Origin of the sequence: Microbacterium trichothecenolyticum (assembly GCF_041938625.1) — a bacterium.
GTDB lineage: Bacteria > Actinomycetota > Actinomycetes > Actinomycetales > Microbacteriaceae > Microbacterium > Microbacterium trichothecenolyticum_D.
This window is the reverse complement of the sequence record NZ_CP169427.1, coordinates 4377474-4401639: the sequence shown is the minus strand read 5'-3', so window position 1 is coordinate 4401639 and position 24166 is coordinate 4377474. Positions and strand designations below refer to the sequence as shown.

The following is a 24166-nucleotide window of genomic DNA, read 5'->3' as shown; positions in this document are numbered from 1 at the left end:
TGAGCGAGCGAGGAACGGGCGAGTCGAAACGTCGTGAGCGCGGCCGCGAACCCGGGGTCACCGGGTCGCGTGGATCGTCACCGTCGCGGTGCGGCCCTCGCGGCCTGTGGCGGGGTCGACGTAGCGGAGGCCGATCACGTGGTCGCCGACGGCCACGTCGTGCACGACGCGCAGCAGCGGCGTGCCCGTCAGCACGTGGAGGTTGCCCGTCCACACGCCGTCGACCGACACCGCGACGGTCTGCCCGCGCCGGCCGTCCAGCAGCAGGTAGACGTCGTCGGCGCGGCCGTCGAAGTCTGCCTCCTGCAGGGGTGCGTCGAGGGATCCGTCCAAGGCGGTCACGGTCGGGACGGGGAGGGTGAACGGGCCGACCGCCGGGCTCGCGGCGGAAGGCTCGGCGCCGGGCGCCGTCTGGACCGCGCGCACCGTCAGGCCGACACGCAGCAGCTCGCTGGGGATCACAGCCGAGAACCGCCCGTCGGCGGCGACGGCGGTCGTCGAGAGGGTCGAACCCGTCTCGTCGATCAGCGCGACGAAGGCACCCGCGGTACCCGTGCCGGTGATCGGCGCCGGAACCGGCGCATCGAGGTCGCGGACCGCGTCGAGCGCGGGTGAGGCGCTGACGACGGGGTCCGGATCCGGAGTCGGGGTCGGGGTCGGAGCGGGAGTCGGCGCCGGACTCGGGGCGGGCACCGGGTTCGTCGTCGCCGGTGCGCTCGGTCGTGGTGCCGGTGCGGGCTCCACCCGCGGCGCGGGTTCGCTCCCCGGAAGGATCACGGATGCCTCGACCTCCGGCGCGGCCGCAGGCTCCACCGGTTCGGTCTCGGCATCCTCGGGCGCGGTCGCGGGATCGGCGGCAGCATCCGTCTGGCGGTCCGTCGCGGCGGCGGGCGCGGGCTCGTGCGCCGGCGCGCTCCACGACGGCGCGAGTGCGATCGCGACCGCCGCGGCGGCGGCCACGGCCACCACACCCACGCCGACCGCGATCCCCGTGAGGGAGAGGGCGGCAGTGCCGGCGCCCCCCGCGCCGGCACCCCCGCCAGAGGCGCCCCAGACGCCTGTCTCCCCAGAGCCGGACGCCCCGCCACCCCCGGTGGGCGTTCCGGCGATCACCGCTGCCACGGCCGGAGTGGCATCGGCGGTATAGGCGAGGGCCCCAGCCCCGCCGAGGACAAGAGGCAGCAGCACCATGCGGAGCTTCTGCGAGACATGCTCGATGTCGGCCGCGACGATGCGGCACGCCCGGCACGAGCGCAGGTGCGCGTCGAGGCGCCGGCGGTCGTGACGCGCGACAGCCTTGCGCTCACTCGCGACGAGCAGTTCGCACACCCAGCGGCAATCGGCGGGTCGTGCGGGATCGCTGATGTGGGCCTGCAGCCACGCCTGCTTGAAGCCCTCGCGTGCGCGGTACGCGAGAGCCGACACGGCGTTGGCGCTCATGCCGAGGAGCGGCGCGACCTCGCGTGGCTTCATGCCCTCGACCTCGAGGTACCAGAGGAGCGTCCGCCAGCGAGCCGGGAGATCGCGGAACGCCTGCGCGAGGACGGAACGGTCGGCCACGAGCTCGGCGAACTCCGCGGCCGAGTCCGCAGACCGCTCGTCGAGATCGTCGAGCGGCGTCTCGGCGGCGCGGCGACCCCACGAGGCGGCGACGTTGCGGATGGTGGCGAACAGGTAGGGCCGGAAGCCGTCCTGTGGGCCGCCGCCCTTGCGGATCGTGGAGAGGATCGAGGTGAATGCCTCCGACACCAGGTCATCCGCGTCGATGTTCGGGCTCACCGCCCGCGCCGCGCTGCGCGCGCTCGCGACGTGACGCTCCCACAGCACCGCGTAGGCCGCATCGTCGCCGGTGCGCGCTGCGGCGACGAGGTCCTCGTCGGAGCGCTCGGCGAGCGGGCCGTCGACGGCGGCACTCTGGTGGGTGGACACTTCTCTCCTCGCCGTGTGGCGCTTCGGATGTCACCCGGCGGGTCACCGACGGGCTGACGACGCGCTGCGGGGAAGCTCCTGGAGGGGGCGTCCGGCATCGCGCGGAACGGGGGTACAACAGGCAAGACGTCGCCGCCACGAAATCATGACGCGCGGCGCGAAGATCTCTCGCGACGATTCTCTGGAGATCACGGATGCCGCAGGCCGCAGCATCCGGAATCTCAGAAGATCATCGGGCGATCGTCGTCGTCCGGGCCTTCGAGGTCGAGGTCGACGACGACCGGCACATGGTCGCTCGGGAGCTCGCCCTTGCGCTCGTCGCGGTGGATCGTCGCACCGGTGACGGCGTCGGCGATCGCGTGCGAACCGAGGATGAAGTCGATGCGCATGCCCTCGTTGCGGGGGAACTTCAGGCGCTTGTAGTCCCAGTACGTGTAGCCGGTGGGGATCAGCGGGCGCACGACATCCTGCACGCCGACGCTGTCGAACGCGGCGAACGCCTCACGCTCGGGCGGCGACACATGCGTCGAGAAGCCCGGGACGACGGCGGGGTCGCCGTTGTCGGCGTCGGTCGGAGCGATGTTGAAGTCGCCCACCAGGGCGAGCGCGAGGTCGGGGTTCGCGGTCAGCGACTCGGAGGTGTACTGCTGCAGCGCCGACAGCCAGTCGAGCTTGTAGTAGTAGTGCGGGTCGCCGAGCGAGCGGCCGTTGGGCACGTAGAGGCTCCACACCTCGACGCCGCCGATGGTCGCGCCCATCGCCCGGGCCTCCTGCGGAGCGTCGGGGCCGTTGTGCCCCTTCTCGAAGCCGGGCATTCCCGGGAACGACGTGCGCACGTTCGTGAGCGGCTCGCGGCTGGCGATCGCGACGCCGTTCCACTGCGAGAACCCGTACGCCTCCACGTGGTAGCCGGCCTCTTCGAACCGGTCGAACGGGAACTGGTCGGTCTTGCACTTGATCTCCTGCATCGCGAGCACGTCGATGTGCTCGCGCACCGCGAAGTCGACGATGCGGTCGACCCGCGCGCGGATCGAGTTGACGTTCCAGGTGGCCAGGCGCATGGGATCAAGCCTAGGCGGGGCGGCGGACGTCGAAAGGCGGGACGGGATGCCGCAACCCCTGGCGTATCAGTGCCGCGAGGAGGATTCTCCTTTCTGTCAGCGGCCGCGTCCGCGGTCGGGAAAGCGAGACCCCACCATGGACCACGACTGCGGCTGCGGCCACGCGGCCTCCGCGGCGCACGCCGACGAGCCCCTCGAGTTCGACGCCGACGGCGAGCTCATCGGCGCGCCGATCATCCGGCCCGAACTCCCGACCCGGCCGTGCCCGATCGGCACGCTGGACGGCTCCTGGCTGCTCGAGCTCGAGCGGCGCACCGTGTTCGCCCCCGAGGTGCGCGGCGCCCTGCGCATCGAGGTCGGCGCCTCCTCGCTGCGCATCTCGGGCGACATGTACTCGCGGCGCGTCTTCCCGCCGGTGCTCGGCGAGGTGCAGCGGCCGGTCCCGATCCCGGACCCGAGGCCGTCCGCGGGCGCCGACGCCGACGCGGGCGACCTCGGCGCGGGCGACCTCGGCGCGATCGACGAGACCGCGGTCTCGGACGTGCTCCCGGTGAGCCGGCGCACGTACCCCGCGTTCCCCAAGACCGAGTACTCGTGGTACTTCCGCTCCCACGGCGCCACCTACGCCGACGGCACCCTCACCGTGCAGATCGTCCGCCACCTGTGGAACCGTACGACGCAGGAGTTCGTCTCCACCGACACCGGCACACTCACGCTCCGCTGCCGGCGGCCACTCGTGGTGGCGCCCGCGTCCGCGCTCGTCGCGCCGTCGCAGCGGATGACCGGGACACTCTCGATCGGTGGCACCGTCACCGATGTCACGGCCCGCAAGACGTCGCCGATGTACCGCGGGTGCCGCATCGAGGTCGATGCCATGGTGAACCGGGTGTTCCCGGCATCCGCCACCATCGGCTCCGGTGCCGCGGCGAACGTGCGCTCCGTCTATGCCTCGGCCGGCTGGGACGTCACCGTCGTCACGGACGAGATCGACGTGCCGAACGATGCCGCCCTCACGAACGCCGAGCTCGCGACGCTCATGTCGGGGCACCGCCAGGCCGTGGCCGGGGAGCAGTGGCGGCTGTGGCTGTTCGTGGGCTCGTCGCAGGGCGGGCTGTTCGGGATCATGTTCGACGACGACACCGTGCCGCGCGAGGGCGCTGCGGGGTTCGCCGACGTGCAGCTCGGCGACGACTCGTTCATCGCCGCCGCGGCGCGAGGCCGCCCGCTCGACGAGGTGCCGGCGGCGTTCCTGCGCACGCTCGTGCACGAGGCGGGGCACGCGTTCAACCTGTGGCACCCGAAGCACGACGTCCACAACCCGGGCATCGGCATCGAGATCATGAACCAGACCGGGGATGTCATGGGCTTCGCGACCGTCGCGAACCCCTACCCGGGAAACGCGGCGTTCGTGTTCTCGGAGCACGATCGCACGTCGCTCATCCACTCTCCCGATCCGCAGGTGCGGCCCGGGTGGAAGAACTTCGGGTGGGGGCATGGCAACCTGTCGGCAGGCCTGCCGGCGCCGGTCGACGTCGCGGGTCTCGCGGGTGACACCGCCGACGACGCCCTCGAGCTGACGGTCGCGATGCCCGCGCAGGCGTTCGTCGGCGAGTACGTCACCGCCGAGGTCGTGCTGACGAACGTGTCGGACCAGCCCCGCACGGTCACCACGCTGATCAACCTGTCGGAGGGCGACCTCGTCTTCGTGCACACCCCGCCCGACCGGTCGCTCGAGCACCTCGTCGACGTCGCGATCGGCTGCGGTCCCAGGCCGACGACGGTGCTGCAGCCGGGTGCGTCGATCCGCAATCACGTCCAGGTGTTCTTCACGAACCAGGGCGTGACATTCACCGAGCCCGGGCGTCATACGGTCGCCGCGCAGCTCGAGGTCGATCCGGTGACGACCGTGCGGTCGGCGCCGGTGACCGTCGACGTGCGCGGTCCCGCTTCCGACGCCGAGGTCGACATCAGCGCCAAGACGCTCACGCCGGGCGTCGGGCGCGCGATCGCGATGGGCGATTTCGCGACGGATGCTGCCGCCCGAGCTGTGCTGACGGACCTGGCCGAGCAGCACAGCGACACCGACACGGGTGCGGCCGGCGCCCTGGTGCTCGCGAACTCGCTGGCGCGCTCGTTCACCGACGTCCGCGCCCGCGGCGTGCGGGACGCCGCGCCCGACGAAGCGGCGCACTTCCTCGAACTGGCGCTGGCCGGCCGATCGGCCGAACGCGTCGCCGCGCTCGCCGTGACGGTCGCGAGCCCGACGGAGAAGAATGCGCCGGTCGTCGCCGACACGGTGGCGGCGCTCAAGGCGCGCGCGAAGGGCGGCGCAAGGTCGGCGGCCGGGAAGGACGTCGCGGCGGCCGAGCAGATCGCCGCGGACTTCGTCTCGCCGCGGGGGCGCTGACCCGGTGACAACGGGGGCGCGCAGGGGAAGGATCGAGGTGTGACGTCCGATGCGCAGGGCGGCGGGCTGGAGCTCCGGCTCCGGCTCGCCGGCGAGTCCGTTCCGCTCGACCGCATCGCCTACGCCGAGGTGGACGTCGTGGCGGTCGGCGGTGCGGCAACCGTGAGCGCCCGGCTGAACCTCATCGAGGGCGACCTCGAGGTCGAGGTGACGGGGCCTGACGGGCGCGTCGCGCGCGCCGCGTGGCCCTGGCCGGCCGACTCGGCGCCGCGCTCGGTCGAGCTCGCCGCGGGAGAGCGCCTCATCGCGGGGGTGCCACTCGTGTCGGAGGGCAGCGAGCCGCTGTTCCCCGTTCCCGGTCGCTACGTGGTCGTCGCGCGCTTCGCCGTGCGGCCGGGCGAGACGCTCACGTCGAACTCGGCCGTGCTCGTGCGCACCGCGGGTGAGAACGCCGCGCTCGCCGCGGATCTGCGTGATCGCGATGTGGTCCAGAGCCTGCTCGGGGCGGGCGTCATCGGCGCCGCCGAGCCCGCGCTCGAGCGCCTCGCGACGTCGGAAGATGCCGGCACGGCCGCCGCCGCCCGCTTGGCGCTCGCACGGACCGACGCGCTCGCCGAGGTCGCACCCGACCCGGCCGTGTCGCGCGCGGTCGCCGCCCTGCTGCCGCCCGGGGCCACCGGTCAGGACGAGAGGCGCGAAGCCGTCGCGTCCCGCGCCGCCCCGCACGACGTCGCGATGCTCAGCGGCCACCCGATCGAGGAATGAAGCTCGAACCGGTAGGCATGGCGATGCTACCGGAGTAGCATCGACTTATGTCCTTCATGAAGGTGAGCGTCAGCCTCAGCCAGGCGGACGTCGAGTTCCTCGATCGCGAAGCGCTCGACGGTCACTTCGAGAGCCGCTCTGCCGCCGTACAGGAAGCCGTGCGACTCCTGCGTGAAAGCCGACTCGCCGACGCCTACGCCGAGGCGTTCGGTGAGTGGCGGGAATCGGGAGAAGAAGACGTGTGGAGCGCGGCCGCCGGTGACGGCGTCGCATGACCGATACGATCCCCTTTCTGCGCCGCGGTCAGATCGTACTGGCGTCTCTCGATCCGGTGGTCGGAAGCGAGGCATCACGCACACGCCCCGTCGTCGTCGTCAGCAACAACACCGCGAACGCCGCGGCGGTACGCGTGGGCGGCGTGATCACCGTCGTACCCGTCACATCCAATGTCGCGCACGTGCACGACTTCCAGGTGCTTCTTCCCGCCGAGCAGACCGGGCTGCAGCGACCTTCCAAGGCGCAGGCGGAGCAGGTGCGCACGATCGCCGTCGCGCGTGTCGCCGGGATCGTCGGCTGGGTCCCGACGGAACTCCTCGGCGCGCTCGACGACGCGCTGCGGCTGCACCTCGCCCTGTAGGCCCGCCGCGCGAGGATCGAACCGAAGCGACCCGGCTGTGGAAGACTGAGGCGCCACCAGCCACGAGAAGGGCCGTCATGACCGTCAAGAATCGCTTGCTCGCCGGCGTCCTCGCCGTCTGCGTCGCCTCGGGCGCAGGCCTCGCCGCCGCAGCACCCGCCCAGGCCGCGACGATGGGATACAAGTCATTCACGGTGGTGAAGTCGGGCTACACGACCAGCACGGCATGCTTGGCGGCCCAGCGTTCGACCGCGTGGTCGATCACGAACTCCGGCGGGATCATCTACGCGGGCGAATCCTGCGCATACCGGGGCTCGGCGCAGAAGTGGGGCTTCTCGACGACCTACAAGAAGCTGGTACCCATCGGCTCCTGAGCGGCGCCGGGGACGCAGCATCCGTAAAATCGAGGGCATGACCGCCGCCTCCACGCCCCAGCTCGAAGCCGACCGCCAGTATCTGATCGCGCTGATCCAGGACGAGGCGGTGTTCCACGGGGACTTCACGCTCTCGAGCGGCAAGAAGGCGACCTACTACGTCGACATGCGCAAGCTCACGCTCGATCACCGGGCGGCACCGTCGATCGGGCGCATCATGCTCGACCTCATCCGCGACGTGGACGGCATCGTCGCCGTCGGCGGTCTCACGCTCGGCGCCGACCCCATCGCGAACGCCGTGATGCACGAGTCCGCGCGCACCCACAAGCCGCTCGACGCCTTCGTCGTGCGCAAGGAGCCGAAGGACCACGGCCGCGGCCGCCAGGTGGAGGGGGCGGATGTCGCGGGCAAGCGCGTCGTCGTCGTCGAAGACACCTCGACCACCGGTCAGTCGGCGCTCAAGGCCGTCGAGGCGCTGCGGCGCGAGGGCGCTGAGCCGGTCGCGGTGGCCGTGATCGTGGATCGCAAGACCGGCGCGCAGGCGGCCGTCGAGGCCGAGGGGCTGCAGTGGCTCGCGGCCATCGATCTCGACGACCTGGGTCTCGCCCCGCAGTAATTCTCCGCGGGGTGTCACACGCCGGCCGCGGCCGGTGTCTCCATGTCGAAGGACTCATCCGACACGGAGGTAGACATGACCAGCGACACCCGCATCCCCACCGCAGAGGTCACCGGCGCGCAGGGCGCGATCATCAAGTTCGCCGCGCGCAGGATGATCGGCCGCGTGCCCGACTCCGTCGGTGTGCTGTGGCACCACCGTCGTGTGATGAAGGACTCGATCGGCATCGGCCAGAAGGTCGAGGGCTGGCACGAGCTCGACCCGAGCCTCGCGACCTTTGCGGTGATGGCGTCGGCGGCGACCATCGGCTGCAGCTTCTGCCTGGACTTCAACTACTTCATGTCACGAAACCGCGATGTCGACGCGGCGAAGGTGCGCGAGGTGCCGCGGTGGCGCGAGTCGACCGTGTTCACCCCGCTCGAGCGCCGCGTGATGGAGTACGCCGAGGCGGCGAGTCAGACGCCGCCCGCGGTCACCGACGAGCTCTCGGACGCGCTCCTCGCCGACCTCGGCCCCGCCGGCCTCGTCGAACTGGCGGCTCGCGTGGCATTCATGAACATGTCGGCGCGGATGAACATCGCGCTCGGCATCCGTTCCGAGCACTTCGCGGATGCCTGCGGGCTGCCACCGCTCGCGACCCGGTCCGCCGTCGGCGCCTCCGCGTAGGCTCGCGACCATGAGCATCGCCGACGTCGACGATCCTTTCGTCACGCACCGGAGCCTGCTGTTCACTGTCGCCTACGAGATGCTCGGCTCGGCGGCCGACGCCGAGGACGTGCTGCAGGAGTCGTGGCTGCGGTGGGCGGTGGTCGACCGCGACACCGTGCAGGAGCCGCGCGCCTACCTCGTGCGCATCGTCACGCGGCAGGCGCTCAACCACCTGCGGACGGTGTCGCGGCGGCGCGAGGAGTACGTCGGCGAGTGGCTTCCCGAGCCTCTGCTCACGAGCCCCGACGTCGCGGACGACGTGGAGCTCGCCGAGAACCTCTCGATCGCGATGCTCACGGTGCTCGAGACGCTCGGTCCCGCCGAGCGGGCGGTGTTCGTGCTGCGCGAGGTGTTCGACGTGCCCTATGACGAGATCGCGGATGCCGTGGGCAAGACGCCTGCGGCCGTGCGGCAGATCGCCCACCGGGCGAAGGACCACGTCGCCGCGCGCCGGCCTCGCGTCACCGTCGGGCCGACCGAGCACGAGGAGGTGGTGGAGCGACTCGTGGTCGCGCTCAACAGCGGCGACCTGCAGGGACTCATGGACGTGCTCGCGCCCGACGTCGTGTCGGTCGCCGACGGCGGCGGCAAGGTCCGCGGTGCCGCCCGTCGGCCGATCGTCGGCGCGGATCGGCTCGCGCGCTACCTCATCGGCGGCTTGGCGAAGGTGGAGGGCTCGCTGGTGGCATCGTCGACGTGGGTCAACGGGCAGCCGGGGGTGCGCATGGAGCTCGACGGAGTGCTCGTCGGTGTCGTGAGCCTGACCGTCGTCGCCGGGCGCATCACGCAGGTGTACTCGATCGCCAACCCCGAGAAGCTCGGCCGCGTCGACGCCGAGGCGGTGGTCGGCCGCTGAGCGCGGGCGACGGCGCTCCTCCCCTCACCGACCCCGGCCGACAGCGGCGAGACGCTCGAGCTCGGCGGCCGTCGCGGCGCGAGCGGCCGCGCTGTCGGCGTCGAACAGCGTGAGCTCCGGAACCGAGGTCGCGAAATAGTCGACCTCGTCGCGCGCGGCGCGCAGCGCGGACGCGCGGGCCTCGAGAGCGTCCCACGCCGTCGCCGCGCCGTCGCTGTCGCCCAGGTGGAGGTGCGCGACACCGGTCCAGTACATGGACTCGTCCGCCTCGCGCGGCGCCACCGCCAGCGGCGTGGGCGACACCGCCGCCCGCCAGGCCTCGCGTGCGCCGGCGGTGTCGCCGGAGGCGGCACGTGCCTGACCGAGCAGCACCCACCGCTGCACCGGCGGCTCCGCCGGGTGGCGGCCCTCGCCGAGCGAGCGAAGCGGCTCGAAGCCCGCCTCGAGGATCGTCGCCGCCGCGGCCGGTGCCGTCGGCAGCAGGCGGTCCGCCAGGGCGCACGAGGCTCGGTCGAACGCGGCGATCACGCGGCCCTCGCCGCCTTCGAACGGCCGGAAGCGCCGGGTCGTGAGCAGCGTCCACGCCTCGTCGACGCGACCGACGTCGAGCAGCAGGGTGGCATGGCGCACCGCCAGGTCGTCGCGGGCACCGAGCAGTGCGGAGTGGGGCTCGAGCAGCGACAGGCGGGTCGCGGCATCCATCCCCCTCCGCACCGCGAGCACGTCCCGCTCGAACAGCAGTCGCGCGTCGGGCCGCAGCGACAGCGCCCGGACCAGGGCGAGATCCGCCTCCTCGTCGCCGCCGGCCGCGACGAGCGCGATGGCGAGGTTGCGCCACACCACCGGGTCGGTCGAGCCGCCCTCGGTCGCGGTACGCAGCCGGGCGAGAGCATCGGCGTGGCGGCCCGCGTCGAGCAGCCACATGCCGAGGAGGCCCGCCGCGACGACGTCGTCGGCGTCGGCGGCGACCGCCGCGACGAGCGCATCGTACTGGTCGAGGCCGGCCGGGAAGGCGAGCGTCGCCGTGGTCTCGCGCGCGCGGGCGCGCTCGTGGGCGGCCTCGTCGGCGCGGCCGGCCCGCTCGAGCCAGTGTGCGCGCAGGTAGTGGCGGAGCGGACCGGCGAGACCCGCCGACGGCGTTGTCTCGACCGCGACCGCGGTGGCCGCGAGCGCCTCGTCGACTGCGCCCGCCCGTGCGAACTCGGCTCCGACGTCGAGCGCGGTGCGCGCGTCGCGATCGATCGGCTCGCCTGCGAGCGCACGGGTCGCCGGGTCGAGCGGGTCGGTCGCGAGCAGCGCGGTGATGCGGGAGACGGATGCTGCGCCCTCGCCGCGGCGGGCGAGCGCCAGGGCTTCGACCCGCCCCGCCTCGGGGATCGGCGCGGCCGAGCGGGCGAGCTCGAGCGCGGCAGTCGTCGATCCCGCCCGGAGCGCGAGGCGCGCCCGTGCAAGGGTGGCTGCCGGAGCGAAGGCGGCGTTCCACGCCGCCTTGGCAAGCGCGCGGTCGGCGGCCTCGTCGTCGCCGAGCCGCTCGTGCACGAGCCCGAGGAGGTACGCCGTCTCGCCGTCGCGGGGGTTGTGATTGCGCCGCGTGAGGCGCTCCATCGCCGCCCCGAGCAGATCGCGCGCCGCGGCATACTCGCCTCGCGCGAGGTGCCATGCGCCGAGCGCGGTCGCCGCCCGGGAGTCGCCGGGGTCGCGGCGCAGCGCCTCGTGCAGGTACGGCACCGCCGAGCGGGTGGGGTGGCGGTACTGCAGCAGGTGCACGGCGGTGGCGTACAGCTCGTCGTTCGACGCGATGTCCTCGGGCAGCAGCGGGGCCGTCGCGACCCACGGCTCATCTGCGGCGGCGGCTCGCGCGCGCCAGACCACGAGCGGCTCCCCGGCGTGGAGCACGCGCACCTCGAGGCCGACGGCATCGGCCGCGACCTCCGCGACGGCGGCGAAGGGCGCGTCAGGTGCCAGGTCGGCGTCCCACCGCGCGATCAGGCCGCTGTCACGACGCACCTCGATCACGGCCGCGGGGTACGCGCGCGTCGCGATGACCGAGATGCGGGTGGCGCCGGCGTCGTCGCGAACGCCGATGGCAGCATCCGTCGTCGCCTGCCGGACGGCGCCCGTCCCGTGGATCGGGTACCAGTACTGCCGGAACCGCTTGGTCTCGCCCGGAAGCAGCCAGCTGAAGTCGGGCTGGTTGTCGGTGTAGACGCCCGCCATGAGCTCGACGTAGGGGCCGTCGCCGTCGGTGAGCTGGTCGTCCCACGCGCGTCCGATCGGGCCGTCGCCCCACGTCCACTGCTTCTTTCCCGGCGAGATCGCGCGATCGGCCCAATGGACGAACCCGGCATCGGCCGCGTGGTCGTAGCCGCCGAAGAACGCGTCGTCGGTGTCGGTGATCATGTACGACGTCGGCACCGGGATACTGCTGTACACGTCGATGCGGTCGGCGTCAGCCCGCTCGGCCGCGAGCGCGGGGTAGTCGACGCCGTAGTACGGGCGGTCGGCGCGCGGGAACGCCGTGATCGCGCGGCGGGCGTGGTCGGCGACGTACGCGACGTCGTCGGGGAAGAACGACTGGTACCGCTCGTGCGCACGCGCGGCGACATTCGCCCACCAGAGGAACGTCTGCGGCACATCGGTGCGGTTGTGCAGCCTGGCCTCGAGCTCGATCAGCGACGAGCCGGGCCTCAGGCGCACCCCGTGCATCCCGCGCATGCGCTGCAGCGGGTCGAGATCGCTGTGCCACACGACGACGGCGCCGTCATCCTCGCGCTCGATGCATGAATCGACGGGCAGGAAGGTCGCCGGCCGGTGGTGCTGCGGCCAATTGAACTCGACACCGCCCGAGATCCACGGGCCGGCGAGCCCCACGAGCGCGGGCTTGATGACGTTGTTGCGGTAGAAGAAGTCGTAGCCGGCGACCTTGTCGTAGCCGATGTGGATGCGACCGCCGATCTCGGGGAGGAGCGCGAGTCGCACGAACGCGTTCTCGAGGTGGATCGCCTGCCACGCGCGCGGCGCCTTCTCATGCGCGACGCTGTCGATCATCGGCAGCGGGTACACCTTGCCGCTCGACCCCTGGTACACCCTGCGGTCGAGGAACAGCGGATACGGATCCGGCTCTCCCGGCTCGTAGGTGTCGATCCAGAGCGGCTCGCTCCAGCACGCGACGCCACCCGCCGCGAGGATCGCTGCCTGATCGGGGGGAGCATCGGGCAGCTCGATGCGGCTCGGAGCGTCGGCGTCGTCGGTCACCTGGCAAAAGTACGTCGCGGCGGACCCCGCGACCATGGCGGATCATGCGGGAGACCTGGACGATCCGACGGTGGTTCGTGACAGGATGCCGGAATGGAGCGCGCCGAGGGGTTCGAACGGGAGCGACTGAGCGTCGTCCCGCGCCCGCTCGTCGACGCCGCGCTCGAGCGACCGGTCACGCGGCGGATGCTGGTGACGGATGCCGGGTGCTTCCCTCGCGCGCGACACCATGGGCGACACCGTCCCGGCGGAGCGGAAGAGACGATCGTGATCGTGTGCGTCGCCGGGTCGGGATGGATCGAGGCGGAGGGCGTCCGCACGCGCGTGGGGAGCTCGACGGCGATCGTCATCCCTGGTGGCGTGGCTCACTCCTACGGCGCGCACGCGACCGACCCCTGGACGATCTGGTGGTGTCACGTGCGCGGGACCGACGTCCCGGAGCTCACGGCGGCAGCCGGCATCCGTCCCGAACGGCTCACCGTGTCGCTGCGCGAGGTCGACCGCGTCACCGCCCTGCTCGATGAGATCGCGGTGTCGCTCGCGAGCGGGACGACGCCGGCGCACCTGGTCGCGACGTCGGGCATGGCGTGGCGCCTGTTCACCCAGCTCGCCGCCGACCGGGCGCTGCCGAGCGAGGGCGCACCGCTCGAGCGCGCCATGCGCTATCTCGAGGAGCGCATCGGCGGGCGCGTGCAGGTCGCGGAGCTCGCGGCGATGGTCGGGGTGTCGCCATCGCACCTCGCCGCGCTGTTCCGCGGGGCCACCGGCGGCGGGGTGCTCGCCCACCATCAGGCGCTGAAGATGGCGCGTGCCCGCTCCCTGCTCGACACGACAGATCTGCCGGTCGCCGAGGTCGGGCGCCGGATCGGACTGGACGACCCGTTCTACTTCTCGCGGCAGTTCCGCCGCATGCACGGCATGAGCCCGCGCGCGTACCGCGAACAGCGCAAGGGTTGACCGGCGACGGGTCGTGCCCGCCGCCGGGAGGGCTCGGGGTTCAGTCGCCCTTGCCTCGCCCGCGCCACCACTGCCAGATGATGACGGTGAGCGTGCCCAGCGTGATGATCGCGGCGGTCAGGAGGAGCAGAGTCTGCTCGGTCTCGGAGATCACGGGCGCTTCCCTTCGGCGGCATCCGCCACGATCTTCGCGACGCGCGCGGCCCGCGTGTCGGGACGCCGCGCCATGTCGACGTTCGCGATGCCGAGCTTGCGGCTCGACGGCGGGAACGCGTCCCACGCGATGCGCGCGGCGGGGACGGCGTCGAGCGCGGCCGCGAGGTCGTCGGGCTCGCGCAGCGCCTCGGCGTTGTCGAGCACGGTCCACGCGCCGTTGGCCTTGGCGACTTCGACCGCGCGATAGCCCGCCTCGGTGATCAGTCCCGCCTCCTCCAGCTGGATGAGCCGCGCCTTGTTCGTCGCCGCCCACCCGCTCGTCGCGCGCCGCGGCGCGAACCAGAGGCCCCCGCGCGCGTCGTCGAACGAGCGCACCGGACCGTCGATCCACCCGAAGCACAGCGCCTGCAGGATCGCGTCCTCGTAGCCGACGACCTCGATCCCCGAGCCCGGTCGCGCCCGCACGAGCCAGGCCCCCTTGGAGGTGCGATGGTTCGCGTCGAGCCACGAGCGCCAGGCCGCGGCATCCGTCGCTTCCACCATCTCGCCGTCGTCGAGCGCGCCCATGCCGCGACCCTACCGGGAGCCTCCGACCTCGCGCACGATGGCGGCGAGCAGGCGCACCGCGTCGTCGACAAGGGGGTCGGCGAGGTCGCCGTAGCCGAGCACGAGACGTTCGGGTGCCGGCGCGTCGGGTGAGACACGGTAGCGGCGGATGTCGGTGAGGCCGAGGTCGCGGGGCTCGGCGGCGCGCACGACGTCGGCCGCCCGCACGCCGGGGGGCAGGTCGAGCACGACATGCAGCCCGGCAGCGATGCCCGACACGCGGCACTCGGGCAGCGCGCGATCGAGCGCCGCGAGGAGCGCCTCGCGCCGCCGCCGGTAGCGCGTGCGGGCGCCCCGCAGGTGCCGGTCGAGACCGCCGGAGGTGAGGAAGCGGGCGAGCGCGAGCTGGTCGAGCGTCGACGGGGCCGCCGATCCTGCGTCGCGCACCGCGTCGCGCAGCCACGGCGGCAGCACGAGCCAGCCGAGTCCGAGCGCGGGGGTCGCGGTCTTGCTGAGGCTGCCGGCGAGCACGACGCGGTCGGGTGCCAGCGCCTGCAGCGCGCCGATCGGGCGCCGGTCGTAGCGGAACTCGGCGTCGTAGTCGTCCTCGATCACGACCCCGTCGCACGAGCGGGCCCACGCGACGAGCCGCTCGCGCCCCTCGGCCGACAGCGGCACCCCCGTCGGGAACTGGTGTGCGGGCGTCACGAGGGCCGCTCGCGCGCCGGTGCGGATGGACGCCTCGGCCAGCGCCGCGACGTCGACCCCGCCGTCGTCCACGGGAACGGGCACCGACGTCAGCCCCTCCGCGGCGGCGACCTGCCGCATGCGCTGCCACGACGGATCCTCGACGAGGAGCGCGGTGTGCCCGAGGGTGCGCAGGGCCCGGGCGACGCGCCGCATGCCGTCGGCCGCGCCGTGCGTGACCACGACGGCGTCCGCGTCGGCCCGCGCGAAGCGCGACCGCGACAGATACGCCGCGAGCGCCGTGCGGGCCGCCGGCACATCACCGTCGAGGCGGAACAGCTCGGCATCCGGCGTCTGGCTCAGCGCCTCGGCCATCGCGCGCATCCACTGCGCCCGCGGCGCGTTCCGCAGGTCGGGCACGCCGGGCGCGAGGTCGTAGCGGGGCCGCCGCATCGGGACGGCAGCCTCCGGGACGGGCCGCGAAGCGGTGGCGCGGACGGATGCTGCGACCCGCGTCGCCGAACCGGTGCGGGCATCGAGGATGCCTTCGGCGCTGAGCCGCCCGTACACCTCGGTGACGACCCACCGCGAGACCCCGAGAGACGCAGCGAGCAGCCGGCTCGGGGGAAGCGCGGCGCCGGCGGGCAGGCGCCCGGTGGCGACAGCATCCCTCACCGCCTGCTCCAGCCTCACGTGACGCGGGCCGTCGTACGCGGCGAGATCGAGGAGCGTCTCCCAGGCGACCGGATTGGTCTGGGTTTCTGCCATGGAATCGGATCGTACTCCCAGACCGCCCGCGATCCACGATGGGATTACGAACCACAGAAGGGCACTCCGATGCAGTACCGCACCATCTCCAACGGCACGACCTCGTTCGAGGTCTCGACCCTGTGCCTCGGCACCATGTTCTTCGGCACGCGCACCGACACCGCGACATCCCTCGAGATCCTCGACCGCTTCGCCGACGCGGGCGGCACCTTCGTCGACACCGCGAACAACTACAACGCGTGGGTCGGCGGGCATGGCCGCGACAGCGAGGACGTGCTGGGCGCGTGGATCCGCCGCCGCGGCGGCCTCGGCGATGTGCGCCTGGCCACCAAGCTCGGCGCCGCGAAGAAGAATCCCGCGCTGCCCCTGCAGAACGTCGAGCCGACGAACTTCCAGGGGCGGTCGGGCGAGGTCGTCGCCCGCGAGGCGCGTCTCAGCCTGCAGCACCTCGGCGTCGACCGCATCGACGTGCTGTACGGGCACGTCGACGACCGCGAGACGCCGATCGCCGAGACCGTCGCCGCGTTCGGGCAGCTGCAGCGCGAGGGGCTCGTCGGCATCTCGGGGATCTCGAACGTCGCACTGTGGCGCCTGATCGAGGCGCGCGACGAGGCGCTGCGCCAGGGCGTCGACCCATACGGCGTCGTGCAGCAGGGGTACAGCTACGTCTACCCGAGCCCCGGGTTCGGCCGCACGAACGACGTGTCGGCCGAGCTCCTGGACTACGTCGCCGCGGCCGGCACCGACGGCCGGCCGCCGCTCACGATCACCGCGTACTCGCCGCTGCACCAGGGCGCGTTCGCCCGCGACGACAAGCCGATGTGGGCCCCGATGCGCCACGCATCCAACCGCGAGCGCGTGCGCGCGCTCCACGACGTGGCCGCCGAGATCGGTGCGACCCCGAACCAGGTCGCGCTGTCGTGGCTGCTCGGTGCGGAGGTGCCGGTGATCCCCGTGGTCGGCATCTCGAGCGTCGCGCAGCTCGAGGAGGCGCTCGCCGCGTCCGAGCTCGTGCTCGACGCCGACGTGCGCGCCCGCCTCGACGCCGCCGACCTCGACGTCCGCGCCGCGGTCTCGGCCTGACCGGGTGCGGCCCGACCGGCGCGGCGGGCCCGGGGTGCGGCGGGCGCTGCGGAAGCCCGCCGCACCTCATCTGTCGCAGGCCCCGGGCCGCAGCATCCGTTCTCCCGATGTCGTCCCTACACAGCCGCTTTTGGCGAGTCGCCACAATCGGCGCCTTGCGCGTCGGTTCTTGGCGAGTCGCCAAAATCGACCGCGTGCCTGACGCGCCGGTTCTTGGCGAGTCGCCGAAGAGCTGGGGAGAACCGCGCCGGATCTGGCGAATCGCCAAGATCTGAGGTGCGGGACGGATGCTGCGGGGGCGGTGCCCTGCGGGAGCTCGCGCCTAAAGAAGCTCGGGGTCCTCCGACTCGACGGGCTCGCGGTCGAGGAGGTCGGCGACCGAATCCAGCACCTCGTCGGGGCGGAACGGGTAGCGCGCGATCTCGGTGTCGTCGCTGATGCCCGTCAGCACGAGCACGGTGTGCAGGCCCGCCTCGATGCCGGCGACGACGTCGGTGTCCATGCGGTCGCCGATCATGCCGGTGTTCTCGGAGTGCGCGCCGATCTGGTTCAGGGCCGAGCGGAACATCATCGGGTTCGGCTTGCCGACGACGTAGGGCTCCATGCCGGTCGCCTTCGTGATGAGCGCGGAGATGGCACCGGTCGCCGGCAGCACGCCCTCGGTCGAGGGTCCGGTCGCGTCGGGGTTGGTCGCGATGAAGCGGGCGCCGGCGTTGATGAAGCGGATCGCCTTCGTGATCGCCTCGAACGAGTAGTTGCGGGTCTCGCCGACGACGACATAGTCGGGGTCGGTCTCGGTCATGATGAAGCCGGCCTCGTGGAGAGCGGTCGTCAGGCCCGCCTCGCCGATGACGAACGCCGAGCCGCCGGGCATCTGCGACTTGAGGAAGTCGGCGGTGGCGAGGGCGGAGGTCCAGATCGATTCCTCCGGCACGATGAGGCCGGAGGCCCGCAGCCGGGCCGACAGATCGCGCGGCGTGAAGATCGAGTTGTTCGTGAGCACCAGGAACGGCACGCCCTGATCGGTCCACTGCTGGAGGAGGTCGGATGCCCCCGGGATGGGGGTGTTCTCGTGGACCAGCACGCCGTCCATGTCGGTGAGCCAGCATTCGATGTCCGCGCGGGTCCGCATGCGTCCAGACTAGGTGCCGGTCGGGCGTAGGGTCGTTCCCGTGACGTGGGACCCCCGGACCCTCCCAGACCTTTCCGGACGCGTGTACCTCGTGACCGGATCCAACGCCGGCCTCGGCTACTTCGCCTCGGAACAGCTCGTGCGCGCAGGAGCGCGCGTGCTCATGTCGGCGCGCCATCCGAACCGGCTGTCGGCGGCACGCGCTGCGATCAGACGCCGGGTGCCCGAGGCGGCCCCCGACGCGACCGAGCCGCTCATCCTCGACACCTCGAACCTGGCGTCGGTGCGCTCCGCCGCGGCGAGCGTGCGCGGCAAGGGCGCCCTCGACGGCGTGCTGCTCAACGCCGGGATCGTCCACGCGCCGAAGACGCGCGAGACCACGATCGACGGGCACGAGGTCGTGTTCGCCACCAACGCCCTGGGTCATTACGCGCTCGCCGGCGAGCTCCTGCCCGCCCTCGCCGAGGCCCACGGGCGCATGGTGTGGGTCGGGAGCATGTCGACGTCGCTCACGCCGTACGACCCCGTCGACCCGCAGCTCGTCGACGGCTACTCGGCCTGGCGCGCGTATGTGCAGTCGAAGGTCGCGACGATGGCGCTCGGCTTCGAGGCCGACCGCCGCCTGCGGGCGGCCGGCATCCCGGTCGCGAGCGTCGTCGCCCACCCGGGCTACTCGACCGGCGGCCGCACTCCCGGCATCGTCGGCGTCAACGAGCCCTCCCGCGCCAAGCGCTTCCGCGACAACCTGCAGGCGGCGATGGCGCAGTCGAAGGAGCACGGCGCCTGGCCGCTCGTGCGGGCGCTCACCGACCCCGACGTCGAGGGCGGCGAGTTCTGGGGTCCGCGCACCGGCTCGCGCGGCGAGCCCCGCAAGCACACCGCCTCGAAGATCACCCGCGACCCGGTCGTGGCCGCGCGCCTGTGGGACGTCGCCGAGACCGCGACAGGCGTTCGCTGGCCGTTCGGGATCGCGGCGCGCGTCAGGCGCTGAGCCACACCGCGTCGGCCGCGGCCTCGGGCAGGGACACCTCGGACCCGGCGATCCCCAGAGTCGCAGCATCCGTCACCGTCACGGTCGCGCCGACGGACACGCCGGCCGATTCGACGGCCCGGAGCAGCTCGGGGTCGCGGTCGCTCACCCGCAGCACCCGCCCGACATGACCCGCCGGCGCCGCCGCCAGCAGCACGAAGGGCTCGCGATGGACGTGGCCCGCAGCATCCGGGATCGCATCGCCGTGCGGGTCGAAGCGCGGGCGACCGAGCCGCTCGTCGATGCCCTCGAGCAGCCGGTCGCTGATCGCGTGCTCGAGCACCTCGGCCTCGTCGTGCACCTCGTCCCACGCGTAGCCGAATTCGCGCACGAGCCACGTCTCGATGAGCCGGTGCCGCCGGATGATCGCGGCGGCCCGCAGCTCGCCGGCCTCGCTCAGCGACACCGGGCCGTAGGGGCGATGCGTCACGAGACCCTGCGCGGCGAGCTTCTGCACCATCTCGGTGACGCTCGACGGCGCGAGCCCGAGCTCGGCGGCCAGCTGCGACGGCGTGATGCGATCGTCCTGCCACTCGGTGTGGTGGTAGATCGTCTTCAGGTAGTCGTCGATCGCGGGGGAGGCCACGGTTTCAGGGTACCGGGCGGCCCTCATCGGCCCCGTCAGCACGAGGTACAGCAGAACCGCGTTGAGGGCGATGAGGAAGACGGATGCTGCGATCCCCGCGATCGTCGTCCACACGCGGTTGCGGTAGCCGCGGCATACCGAGAACGTCCGCCGTTTCGGACCACCGAAAAATGCGACCGGTCGGGCACGTCGGTGTCGGCGTGTCAACCCCCAGTCACTTCGACCGCGATCGGCGATATGCCTGATTCGACATCCTCGAGAGCAGGCGGTACAGATGACGACGAAGTTGGTCGCGGCGATCCATCACGTGATGGAGGGCGTGCGGGAGCGCAGGATGGCGCGGCCCGCCCGCCGGGTATGGCGGGCGTCGCTCGCCGAGACGCGACGCGGCCAGTGGCACCAGGTGCACCACACCTGATCGCCCGATCGCGGCGCGCGCTCCGCGGCGGATAGCCTGGGCCGGTGAATCCGCCCGATCCGAGCGCCGCCGAGCCCGCCGAGCCCACCCTGCCGGTGGGCGTGGGGCCGTGGCCGGGCGGTCCGGACGCGTGGCCCGACGATCCGCGCTACGACCGCGAGCTGCTCGCCCACGGTGACGCCCGCAACGTCGTCGACGCCTACCGGTACTGGACGATGGACGCCATCGTCGCCGACCTCGACACGCGCCGCCACGCGTTCCACGTCGCCATCGAGAACTGGCAGCACGACATGAACATCGGCTCGATCGTGCGCAGCGCCAACGCGTTCCTCGCCGCCGAGGTGCACATCATCGGCAAGCGCCGCTGGAACCGCCGCGGCGCGATGGTGACCGACCGCTACCAGCACGTGCGCCACCACGAGACCGTCGCGGCATTCACCGAATGGGCGGATGCCGCGTCCCTCCCCGTGATCGCGATCGACAACGTCGAGGGCTCGCTGCCGCTGCCCGCCGCCGACCTGCCCGAGGCGTGCGTGCTGCTCTTCGGCCAGGAGGGACCGGGGCTGTCGCCGGAGGCGCTGGCGGCAGCATCCGGAACCGTCCAGATCGAGCAGTACGGCTCGACCCGCTCGATCAACGCGAGCGCCGCCGCGGCGGTCGTCATGTACGAATGGTGCCGCCGTCACACCGGTCGTTGAGCGAGCTCGCGAGTCGAAACGCCGGTCACGCCCCGGCGGTGAGCCAGGCCGAGCCGCGCACGCGCCAGCCGAGGGTGGCGAGCCGGGCGAGCATGTAGACGCCGAAGAACGCGACGGCCAGCCACGCGAGCCCGGCGGCACCCACGGGGTGCAGCCAGGCCACGAGAGCGAGCGCGGGGACGAACGGCACGAGGTTCAGCACCCCCACGATCGCGAGGTACTTCGCATCTCCCGCGCCGATGAGCACGCCGTCGAGCACGAAGACGATGCCGCACACGGGCTGAGCGATCGCCAGCACGATGAGGGCGGGCTGCACGAGCGTCGCGATGCCGGCGTCGCCGGTGAAGGCCAGCCCGATGACCCCCGACAGCGCGCCGATGATCGCGCCGGTGATCACGCCGAACCACGCGCCCCACGCGACGGTGCGGCCGAGCACGCGGCGTACGAGCGGACTGTCCTCCGCGCCGAGGCCCTTGCCGATGAGGGCCTGGGCGGCGATCGCCAGAGCATCGAGCGCGAACGCCGCGGTCGAGAAGATCGTGAAGGCGACCTGCCACCCGGCGAGCTCGACCGTGCCGAGCCCGGTCGCGACGGCGACCGTCGCGAGCAGCGCGAACCGCAGCGACACCGTGCGCAGGAACAGCCAGCCGCCGGATCGCGCCGAGCCCCGCACCCCGTCGCGCTGTGGACGGACGGATGCCTCGTGCCGCCGCGCGAGCCGCCCGATGACGACCGCGTACGCGGCGACCATGCCCCACTGGGCGACGACGGTGCCGATCGCCGAGCCCGCGATGCCCCAGCCGAAGCCGTAGATGAAGAGCCAGTTGAGCAGGGCGTTGGCGGCGAAGCCGAGGCCGGCGATCCACAGGGGCGTCACGGTGTCCTGCATGCCGCGCAGGAGTCCGGTCGCCGCGAACACGACGAGCATCGCGGGCAGGCCCCACATCGAGATGCCGAGGTAGATCTCGGCCTGCTGAGCGACCTCGGGCGTCGCGCCGAACAGGCCGACGAGCAGCGGCGTCGCGACGTAGCCGACGAGCGCCAGCACCGCGCCGATGCCGAGCGCGAGCCACATGCCGTCGATGCCCACCGACACCGCACGCGACGGGTCGCCCGCCCCGAACCGGCGCGCGACCGCGGGTGTCGTCGAGTACGCGAGGAACACCATGAGCCCGACGATCGTCTGCAGCACCGCGCTCGCGATGCCGAGGCCGGCGAGCGGCTCGACGCCGAGGTGGCCGACGAGCGCGGAGTCGACGATGAGGAAGAGCGGCTCGGCGATCAGGGCGCCGAGCGCCGGCACCGCGAGCCGCAGGATGTCGCGGTTCAGGGTGTCGGTCGTCACCCCACGAGCCTAAGAGGCGGCGCCGACGCCCTGGCGCAGCATCCGTTCATCACAATGTCGTCACGAGCGGCGATCCGGCCGCTCCCGAGAGTTGTCCAGGCTCGGGACGACTACCCTGGAACGCATGACCGATGCCCCCCGCTCCGGTCTCGCGCTCGAGGAACTCAGCGCCGAGATCCGCCCCCAGGACGATCTGTTCCGCCACGTCAACGGCAGCTGGCTCGAACGGACCGAGATCCCGGAGGACAAGGCGCGGTGGGGCTCGTTCCACCTCATCGCGGAGCAGGCCGAGAAGGACGTGCACGCGATCGTCGAGGAGTCGCAGCAGGCCGAACCCGGCACCGAGGCCCGCAAGATCGGCGACCTCTACACGAGCTTCATGGACACCGAGCGCATCGAGGCGCAGGGCGCCGCCCCGCTCGCCGAGTCGCTGGCCCGCGTCGAGGCGATCGAGGACATCCCCGGGTTCCTGCGCACGATCGGCGAGTTCGAGCGGGACGGGGTCGCCGCGCTGATCCACCTCTACTTCGAGCCCGACCCGGGCAACCCCGAGCGCTACGTGCCGTTCTTCATCCAGGGCGGACTGTCGCTGCCCGACGAGAGCTACTACCGTCTCGACAATTTCCAGGAGACACGCATCGCGTTCCGCACGCACGTGCAGCGCATCCTCGAGCTTGCGGGCGTGGCCGAGGCCGAGGCATCCGCCGACCGGATCGTCGCGATCGAGACGGAGCTCGCCACCCACCACTGGGACAACGTCTCGAGCCGCGATGCGGTCAAGACGTACAACCTGAAGACGTGGGACGAGGTGCAGGAGCTCGTCGGCGTCGACCTGACGCCCTGGCGCGACAGCGCGGCGCCCGACCACGCCGACGCGTTCGCCGAGATCAACGTCTACCAGCCGAGCTTCTTCGAGGGGCTTGGCGCGCTGCTGGTCGAGGACCGCCTCGAGGACTGGAAGGCGTGGCTGCGGTTCGCCGTCGTGCACTCCGCGGCGCCGTTCCTCTCGGAGGAGTTCGTCGCCGAGAACTTCGGGTTCTACGGCACGCAGCTGACCGGGGTCCCGGTCAACCGCGAGCGGTGGAAGCGCGGCGTCAGCCTCGCCGAGGCCGCGATGGGCGAGGCCATCGGCCGCGTCTACGTCGAGCGCCACTTCCCGCCCGCTGCCAAGGAGGCGATGGACGAGCTGGTCGCGAACCTCATCGAGGCCTACCGGCAGTCGATCGCCGACCTGGAGTGGATGAGCCCCGAGACCCGGGAGCGCGCGCTCGCGAAGCTCGACGCCTTCACCCCGAAGATCGGGTACCCGGTGAAGTGGAAGGACTACTCCACCCTCGAGATCGACGCCGAAGACCTCGTCGGCAACGTCCGCCGCGCCCATGTCTGGGAGCACGACCGCCAGCTCGCGAAGGTGGGCCAGCCGATCGACCGCGACGAGTGGTTCATGACCCCGCAGACGGTCAACGCGTACTACAACCCGCTCATGAACGAGATCGTGTTCCCGGCGGCGATCCTGCAGTACCCGTTCTTCGACGTCGAGCGCGACGCCGCCGCCAACTACGGCGGCATCGGCGCGGTCATCGGCCACGAGATCGGCCACGGCTTCGACGACCAGGGCAGCCGCTTCGACGGCGACGGGTCGCTGCGCGACTGGTGGACCGACGACGACCGCGCCGCCTTCGAGGAGCGCACCAAGAACCTCATCGCACAGTACGACGCCCTCGTGCCGCAGGGGCTCGCCGACGACAACCACGTCAACGGCGCGCTCACCATCGGCGAGAACATCGGCGACCTGGGCGGCCTCGGCATCGCGATCAAGGCCTACGAGCTCTCGCTCGACGGCACCGGCGCGCCCGAGCTCGACGGCTTCACGGGCATCCAGCGACTGCTGCTCAGCTGGGGGCAGATCTGGCAGCAGAAGGGGCGGGATGCGGAGACCATCCGTCTGCTCACGATCGATCCGCACTCGCCCAACGAGTTCCGGTGCAACCAGATCGTGCGCAACATCGACGCGTTCTACGATGCGTTCGGTGTGACCGAGTCGGATGCGCTCTGGCTCGACGAGGACCAGCGCGTCACCATCTGGTGACGGACGGGCCGCGCGCGGCCCGATCACCCCGCAACAACGTCAAGGGGAGGGAAACTCCGTGGG

Annotated in this window: 22 protein-coding genes; 14 read left to right on the top strand and 8 right to left on the bottom strand. The window is 72.2% G+C overall.

The window, feature by feature from the left end; genetic code table 11:
• Nucleotides 1–57: 57 nt before the first annotated feature.
• A complete protein-coding gene (locus ACEYYH_RS20310) occupies nucleotides 58–1929 on the bottom strand; it encodes a sigma-70 family RNA polymerase sigma factor (protein ID WP_374976098.1) in 1872 nt (623 codons plus the stop codon).
• A gap of 221 nt (nucleotides 1930–2150) precedes the next feature.
• Complete coding sequence (locus ACEYYH_RS20305; protein ID WP_374976097.1) at nucleotides 2151–2990, bottom strand: exodeoxyribonuclease III; 840 nt, start codon at nucleotides 2988–2990, stop codon at nucleotides 2151–2153.
• 136 nt (nucleotides 2991–3126) lie between these two features.
• Here ACEYYH_RS20305 and ACEYYH_RS20300 point away from each other — a divergent pair, with 136 nt between their 5' ends.
• The 8 genes from ACEYYH_RS20300 to ACEYYH_RS20265 all read left to right on the top strand — a co-directional run bounded on the left by ACEYYH_RS20300 (nucleotide 3127) and on the right by ACEYYH_RS20265 (nucleotide 9353).
• A complete protein-coding gene (locus tag ACEYYH_RS20300; protein ID WP_374976096.1) occupies nucleotides 3127–5397 on the top strand; it encodes a hypothetical protein in 2271 nt (756 codons plus the stop codon).
• 39 nt (nucleotides 5398–5436) lie between these two features.
• Entirely contained in the window at nucleotides 5437–6162 is a 726-nt protein-coding gene (locus ACEYYH_RS20295; RefSeq protein ID WP_374976095.1) for a hypothetical protein, read from the top strand.
• Nucleotides 6163–6209: 47 nt separating this feature from the next.
• Entirely contained in the window at nucleotides 6210–6437 is a 228-nt protein-coding gene (locus tag ACEYYH_RS20290) for a ribbon-helix-helix domain-containing protein (protein WP_374976094.1), read from the top strand.
• On the top strand, nucleotides 6434–6799 hold the full coding sequence (locus ACEYYH_RS20285) for a type II toxin-antitoxin system PemK/MazF family toxin (protein ID WP_374976093.1): 366 nt from the start codon (nucleotides 6434–6436) through the stop codon (nucleotides 6797–6799). Before ACEYYH_RS20290 ends, ACEYYH_RS20285 begins: the two co-directional genes overlap by 4 nt.
• A gap of 77 nt (nucleotides 6800–6876) precedes the next feature.
• Nucleotides 6877–7173 carry a hypothetical protein gene (locus ACEYYH_RS20280; protein ID WP_374976092.1) on the top strand — a complete coding sequence of 99 codons (297 nt, stop codon included), beginning with the start codon at nucleotides 6877–6879 and terminating at the stop codon, nucleotides 7171–7173.
• A 37-nt stretch (nucleotides 7174–7210) separates the two neighbouring features.
• Nucleotides 7211–7789, top strand: a complete 579-nt coding sequence (pyrE, locus tag ACEYYH_RS20275; protein WP_116195401.1) for an orotate phosphoribosyltransferase — start codon at nucleotides 7211–7213, stop codon at nucleotides 7787–7789.
• Between the two features lie 75 nt (nucleotides 7790–7864).
• On the top strand, nucleotides 7865–8455 hold the full coding sequence (locus ACEYYH_RS20270) for a carboxymuconolactone decarboxylase family protein (protein ID WP_374976091.1): 591 nt from the start codon (nucleotides 7865–7867) through the stop codon (nucleotides 8453–8455).
• 10 nt (nucleotides 8456–8465) lie between these two features.
• Nucleotides 8466–9353 carry an RNA polymerase sigma-70 factor gene (locus tag ACEYYH_RS20265; RefSeq protein WP_374976090.1) on the top strand — a complete coding sequence of 296 codons (888 nt, stop codon included), beginning with the start codon at nucleotides 8466–8468 and terminating at the stop codon, nucleotides 9351–9353.
• Nucleotides 9354–9377: 24 nt separating this feature from the next.
• Here the strand turns inward: ACEYYH_RS20265 and ACEYYH_RS20260 are convergent, their stop codons facing one another.
• Complete coding sequence (locus ACEYYH_RS20260) at nucleotides 9378–12644, bottom strand: DUF5107 domain-containing protein (RefSeq protein WP_374976089.1); 3267 nt, start codon at nucleotides 12642–12644, stop codon at nucleotides 9378–9380.
• A 57-nt stretch (nucleotides 12645–12701) separates the two neighbouring features.
• On the opposite strand from ACEYYH_RS20260, the gene ACEYYH_RS20255 reads away from it, so the two are divergent.
• Nucleotides 12702–13565 carry a helix-turn-helix domain-containing protein gene (locus tag ACEYYH_RS20255; protein ID WP_374976088.1) on the top strand — a complete coding sequence of 288 codons (864 nt, stop codon included), beginning with the start codon at nucleotides 12702–12704 and terminating at the stop codon, nucleotides 13563–13565.
• A gap of 150 nt (nucleotides 13566–13715) precedes the next feature.
• On the opposite strand, the gene ACEYYH_RS20250 is transcribed toward ACEYYH_RS20255, so the two are convergent.
• A complete protein-coding gene (locus ACEYYH_RS20250; protein WP_374976087.1) occupies nucleotides 13716–14288 on the bottom strand; it encodes a YdeI family protein in 573 nt (190 codons plus the stop codon).
• A 9-nt stretch (nucleotides 14289–14297) separates the two neighbouring features.
• On the bottom strand, nucleotides 14298–15722 hold the full coding sequence (locus ACEYYH_RS20245) for a PLP-dependent aminotransferase family protein (RefSeq protein ID WP_374976086.1): 1425 nt from the start codon (nucleotides 15720–15722) through the stop codon (nucleotides 14298–14300).
• 69 nt (nucleotides 15723–15791) lie between these two features.
• On the opposite strand from ACEYYH_RS20245, the gene ACEYYH_RS20240 reads away from it, so the two are divergent.
• Entirely contained in the window at nucleotides 15792–16805 is a 1014-nt protein-coding gene (locus ACEYYH_RS20240) for an aldo/keto reductase (protein ID WP_374976085.1), read from the top strand.
• 322 nt (nucleotides 16806–17127) lie between these two features.
• On the opposite strand, the gene ACEYYH_RS20235 is transcribed toward ACEYYH_RS20240, so the two are convergent.
• Nucleotides 17128–17937, bottom strand: coding sequence for an HAD-IIA family hydrolase (locus ACEYYH_RS20235; RefSeq protein WP_116195407.1), 810 nt, complete (start codon nucleotides 17935–17937; stop codon nucleotides 17128–17130).
• 40 nt (nucleotides 17938–17977) lie between these two features.
• Between ACEYYH_RS20235 and ACEYYH_RS20230 the strand changes: the two genes are divergently transcribed.
• Nucleotides 17978–18928, top strand: a complete 951-nt coding sequence (locus ACEYYH_RS20230) for an SDR family NAD(P)-dependent oxidoreductase (RefSeq protein WP_374976084.1) — start codon at nucleotides 17978–17980, stop codon at nucleotides 18926–18928.
• On the opposite strand, the gene ACEYYH_RS20225 is transcribed toward ACEYYH_RS20230, so the two are convergent.
• Nucleotides 18918–19580: a metal-dependent transcriptional regulator gene (locus tag ACEYYH_RS20225; RefSeq protein WP_374978269.1), complete on the bottom strand. Its 663-nt coding sequence runs from the start codon at nucleotides 19578–19580 to the stop codon at nucleotides 18918–18920. The genes ACEYYH_RS20230 and ACEYYH_RS20225 overlap by 11 nt on opposite strands.
• Before the next feature lie 247 nt (nucleotides 19581–19827).
• Here ACEYYH_RS20225 and ACEYYH_RS20220 point away from each other — a divergent pair, with 247 nt between their 5' ends.
• Both ACEYYH_RS20220 and ACEYYH_RS20215 read left to right on the top strand, forming a co-directional pair.
• Nucleotides 19828–19971 carry a hypothetical protein gene (locus tag ACEYYH_RS20220; protein WP_374976083.1) on the top strand — a complete coding sequence of 48 codons (144 nt, stop codon included), beginning with the start codon at nucleotides 19828–19830 and terminating at the stop codon, nucleotides 19969–19971.
• Nucleotides 19972–20015: 44 nt separating this feature from the next.
• Nucleotides 20016–20669, top strand: a complete 654-nt coding sequence (locus tag ACEYYH_RS20215; RefSeq protein ID WP_374976082.1) for a TrmH family RNA methyltransferase — start codon at nucleotides 20016–20018, stop codon at nucleotides 20667–20669.
• A 25-nt stretch (nucleotides 20670–20694) separates the two neighbouring features.
• Here the strand turns inward: ACEYYH_RS20215 and ACEYYH_RS20210 are convergent, their stop codons facing one another.
• A complete protein-coding gene (locus ACEYYH_RS20210) occupies nucleotides 20695–22014 on the bottom strand; it encodes an MATE family efflux transporter (RefSeq protein WP_374976081.1) in 1320 nt (439 codons plus the stop codon).
• A 124-nt stretch (nucleotides 22015–22138) separates the two neighbouring features.
• On the opposite strand from ACEYYH_RS20210, the gene ACEYYH_RS20205 reads away from it, so the two are divergent.
• Complete coding sequence (locus tag ACEYYH_RS20205; protein ID WP_374976080.1) at nucleotides 22139–24103, top strand: M13 family metallopeptidase; 1965 nt, start codon at nucleotides 22139–22141, stop codon at nucleotides 24101–24103.
• The last annotated feature ends 63 nt before the right edge of the window (nucleotides 24104–24166 follow it).

Bases quoted from the DNA above. Each gene is read 5' to 3' on its own strand.
- ACEYYH_RS20265 (WP_374976090.1), top strand. From the start codon at position 8,466: ATGAGCATCGCCGACGTCGACGATCCTTTCGTCACGCACCGGAGCCTG.
- ACEYYH_RS20270 (WP_374976091.1), top strand. From the start codon at position 7,865: ATGACCAGCGACACCCGCATCCCCACCGCAGAGGTCACCGGCGCGCAG.
- ACEYYH_RS20285 (WP_374976093.1), top strand. From the start codon at position 6,434: ATGACCGATACGATCCCCTTTCTGCGCCGCGGTCAGATCGTACTGGCG.
- ACEYYH_RS20235 (WP_116195407.1), bottom strand. From the start codon at position 17,937: ATGCGGACCCGCGCGGACATCGAATGCTGGCTCACCGACATGGACGGC.
- ACEYYH_RS20290 (WP_374976094.1), top strand. From the start codon at position 6,210: ATGTCCTTCATGAAGGTGAGCGTCAGCCTCAGCCAGGCGGACGTCGAG.
- ACEYYH_RS20225 (WP_374978269.1), bottom strand. From the start codon at position 19,580: ATGAGGGCCGCCCGGTACCCTGAAACCGTGGCCTCCCCCGCGATCGAC.
- ACEYYH_RS20245 (WP_374976086.1), bottom strand. From the start codon at position 15,722: ATGGCAGAAACCCAGACCAATCCGGTCGCCTGGGAGACGCTCCTCGAT.
- ACEYYH_RS20300 (WP_374976096.1), top strand. From the start codon at position 3,127: ATGGACCACGACTGCGGCTGCGGCCACGCGGCCTCCGCGGCGCACGCC.
- ACEYYH_RS20305 (WP_374976097.1), bottom strand. From the start codon at position 2,990: ATGCGCCTGGCCACCTGGAACGTCAACTCGATCCGCGCGCGGGTCGAC.
- ACEYYH_RS20280 (WP_374976092.1), top strand. From the start codon at position 6,877: ATGACCGTCAAGAATCGCTTGCTCGCCGGCGTCCTCGCCGTCTGCGTC.
- pyrE (WP_116195401.1), top strand. From the start codon at position 7,211: ATGACCGCCGCCTCCACGCCCCAGCTCGAAGCCGACCGCCAGTATCTG.
- ACEYYH_RS20205 (WP_374976080.1), top strand. From the start codon at position 22,139: ATGACCGATGCCCCCCGCTCCGGTCTCGCGCTCGAGGAACTCAGCGCC.
- ACEYYH_RS20260 (WP_374976089.1), bottom strand. From the start codon at position 12,644: ATGGTCGCGGGGTCCGCCGCGACGTACTTTTGCCAGGTGACCGACGAC.
- ACEYYH_RS20240 (WP_374976085.1), top strand. From the start codon at position 15,792: ATGCAGTACCGCACCATCTCCAACGGCACGACCTCGTTCGAGGTCTCG.
- ACEYYH_RS20250 (WP_374976087.1), bottom strand. From the start codon at position 14,288: ATGGGCGCGCTCGACGACGGCGAGATGGTGGAAGCGACGGATGCCGCG.
- ACEYYH_RS20255 (WP_374976088.1), top strand. From the start codon at position 12,702: ATGGAGCGCGCCGAGGGGTTCGAACGGGAGCGACTGAGCGTCGTCCCG.
- ACEYYH_RS20220 (WP_374976083.1), top strand. From the start codon at position 19,828: ATGACGACGAAGTTGGTCGCGGCGATCCATCACGTGATGGAGGGCGTG.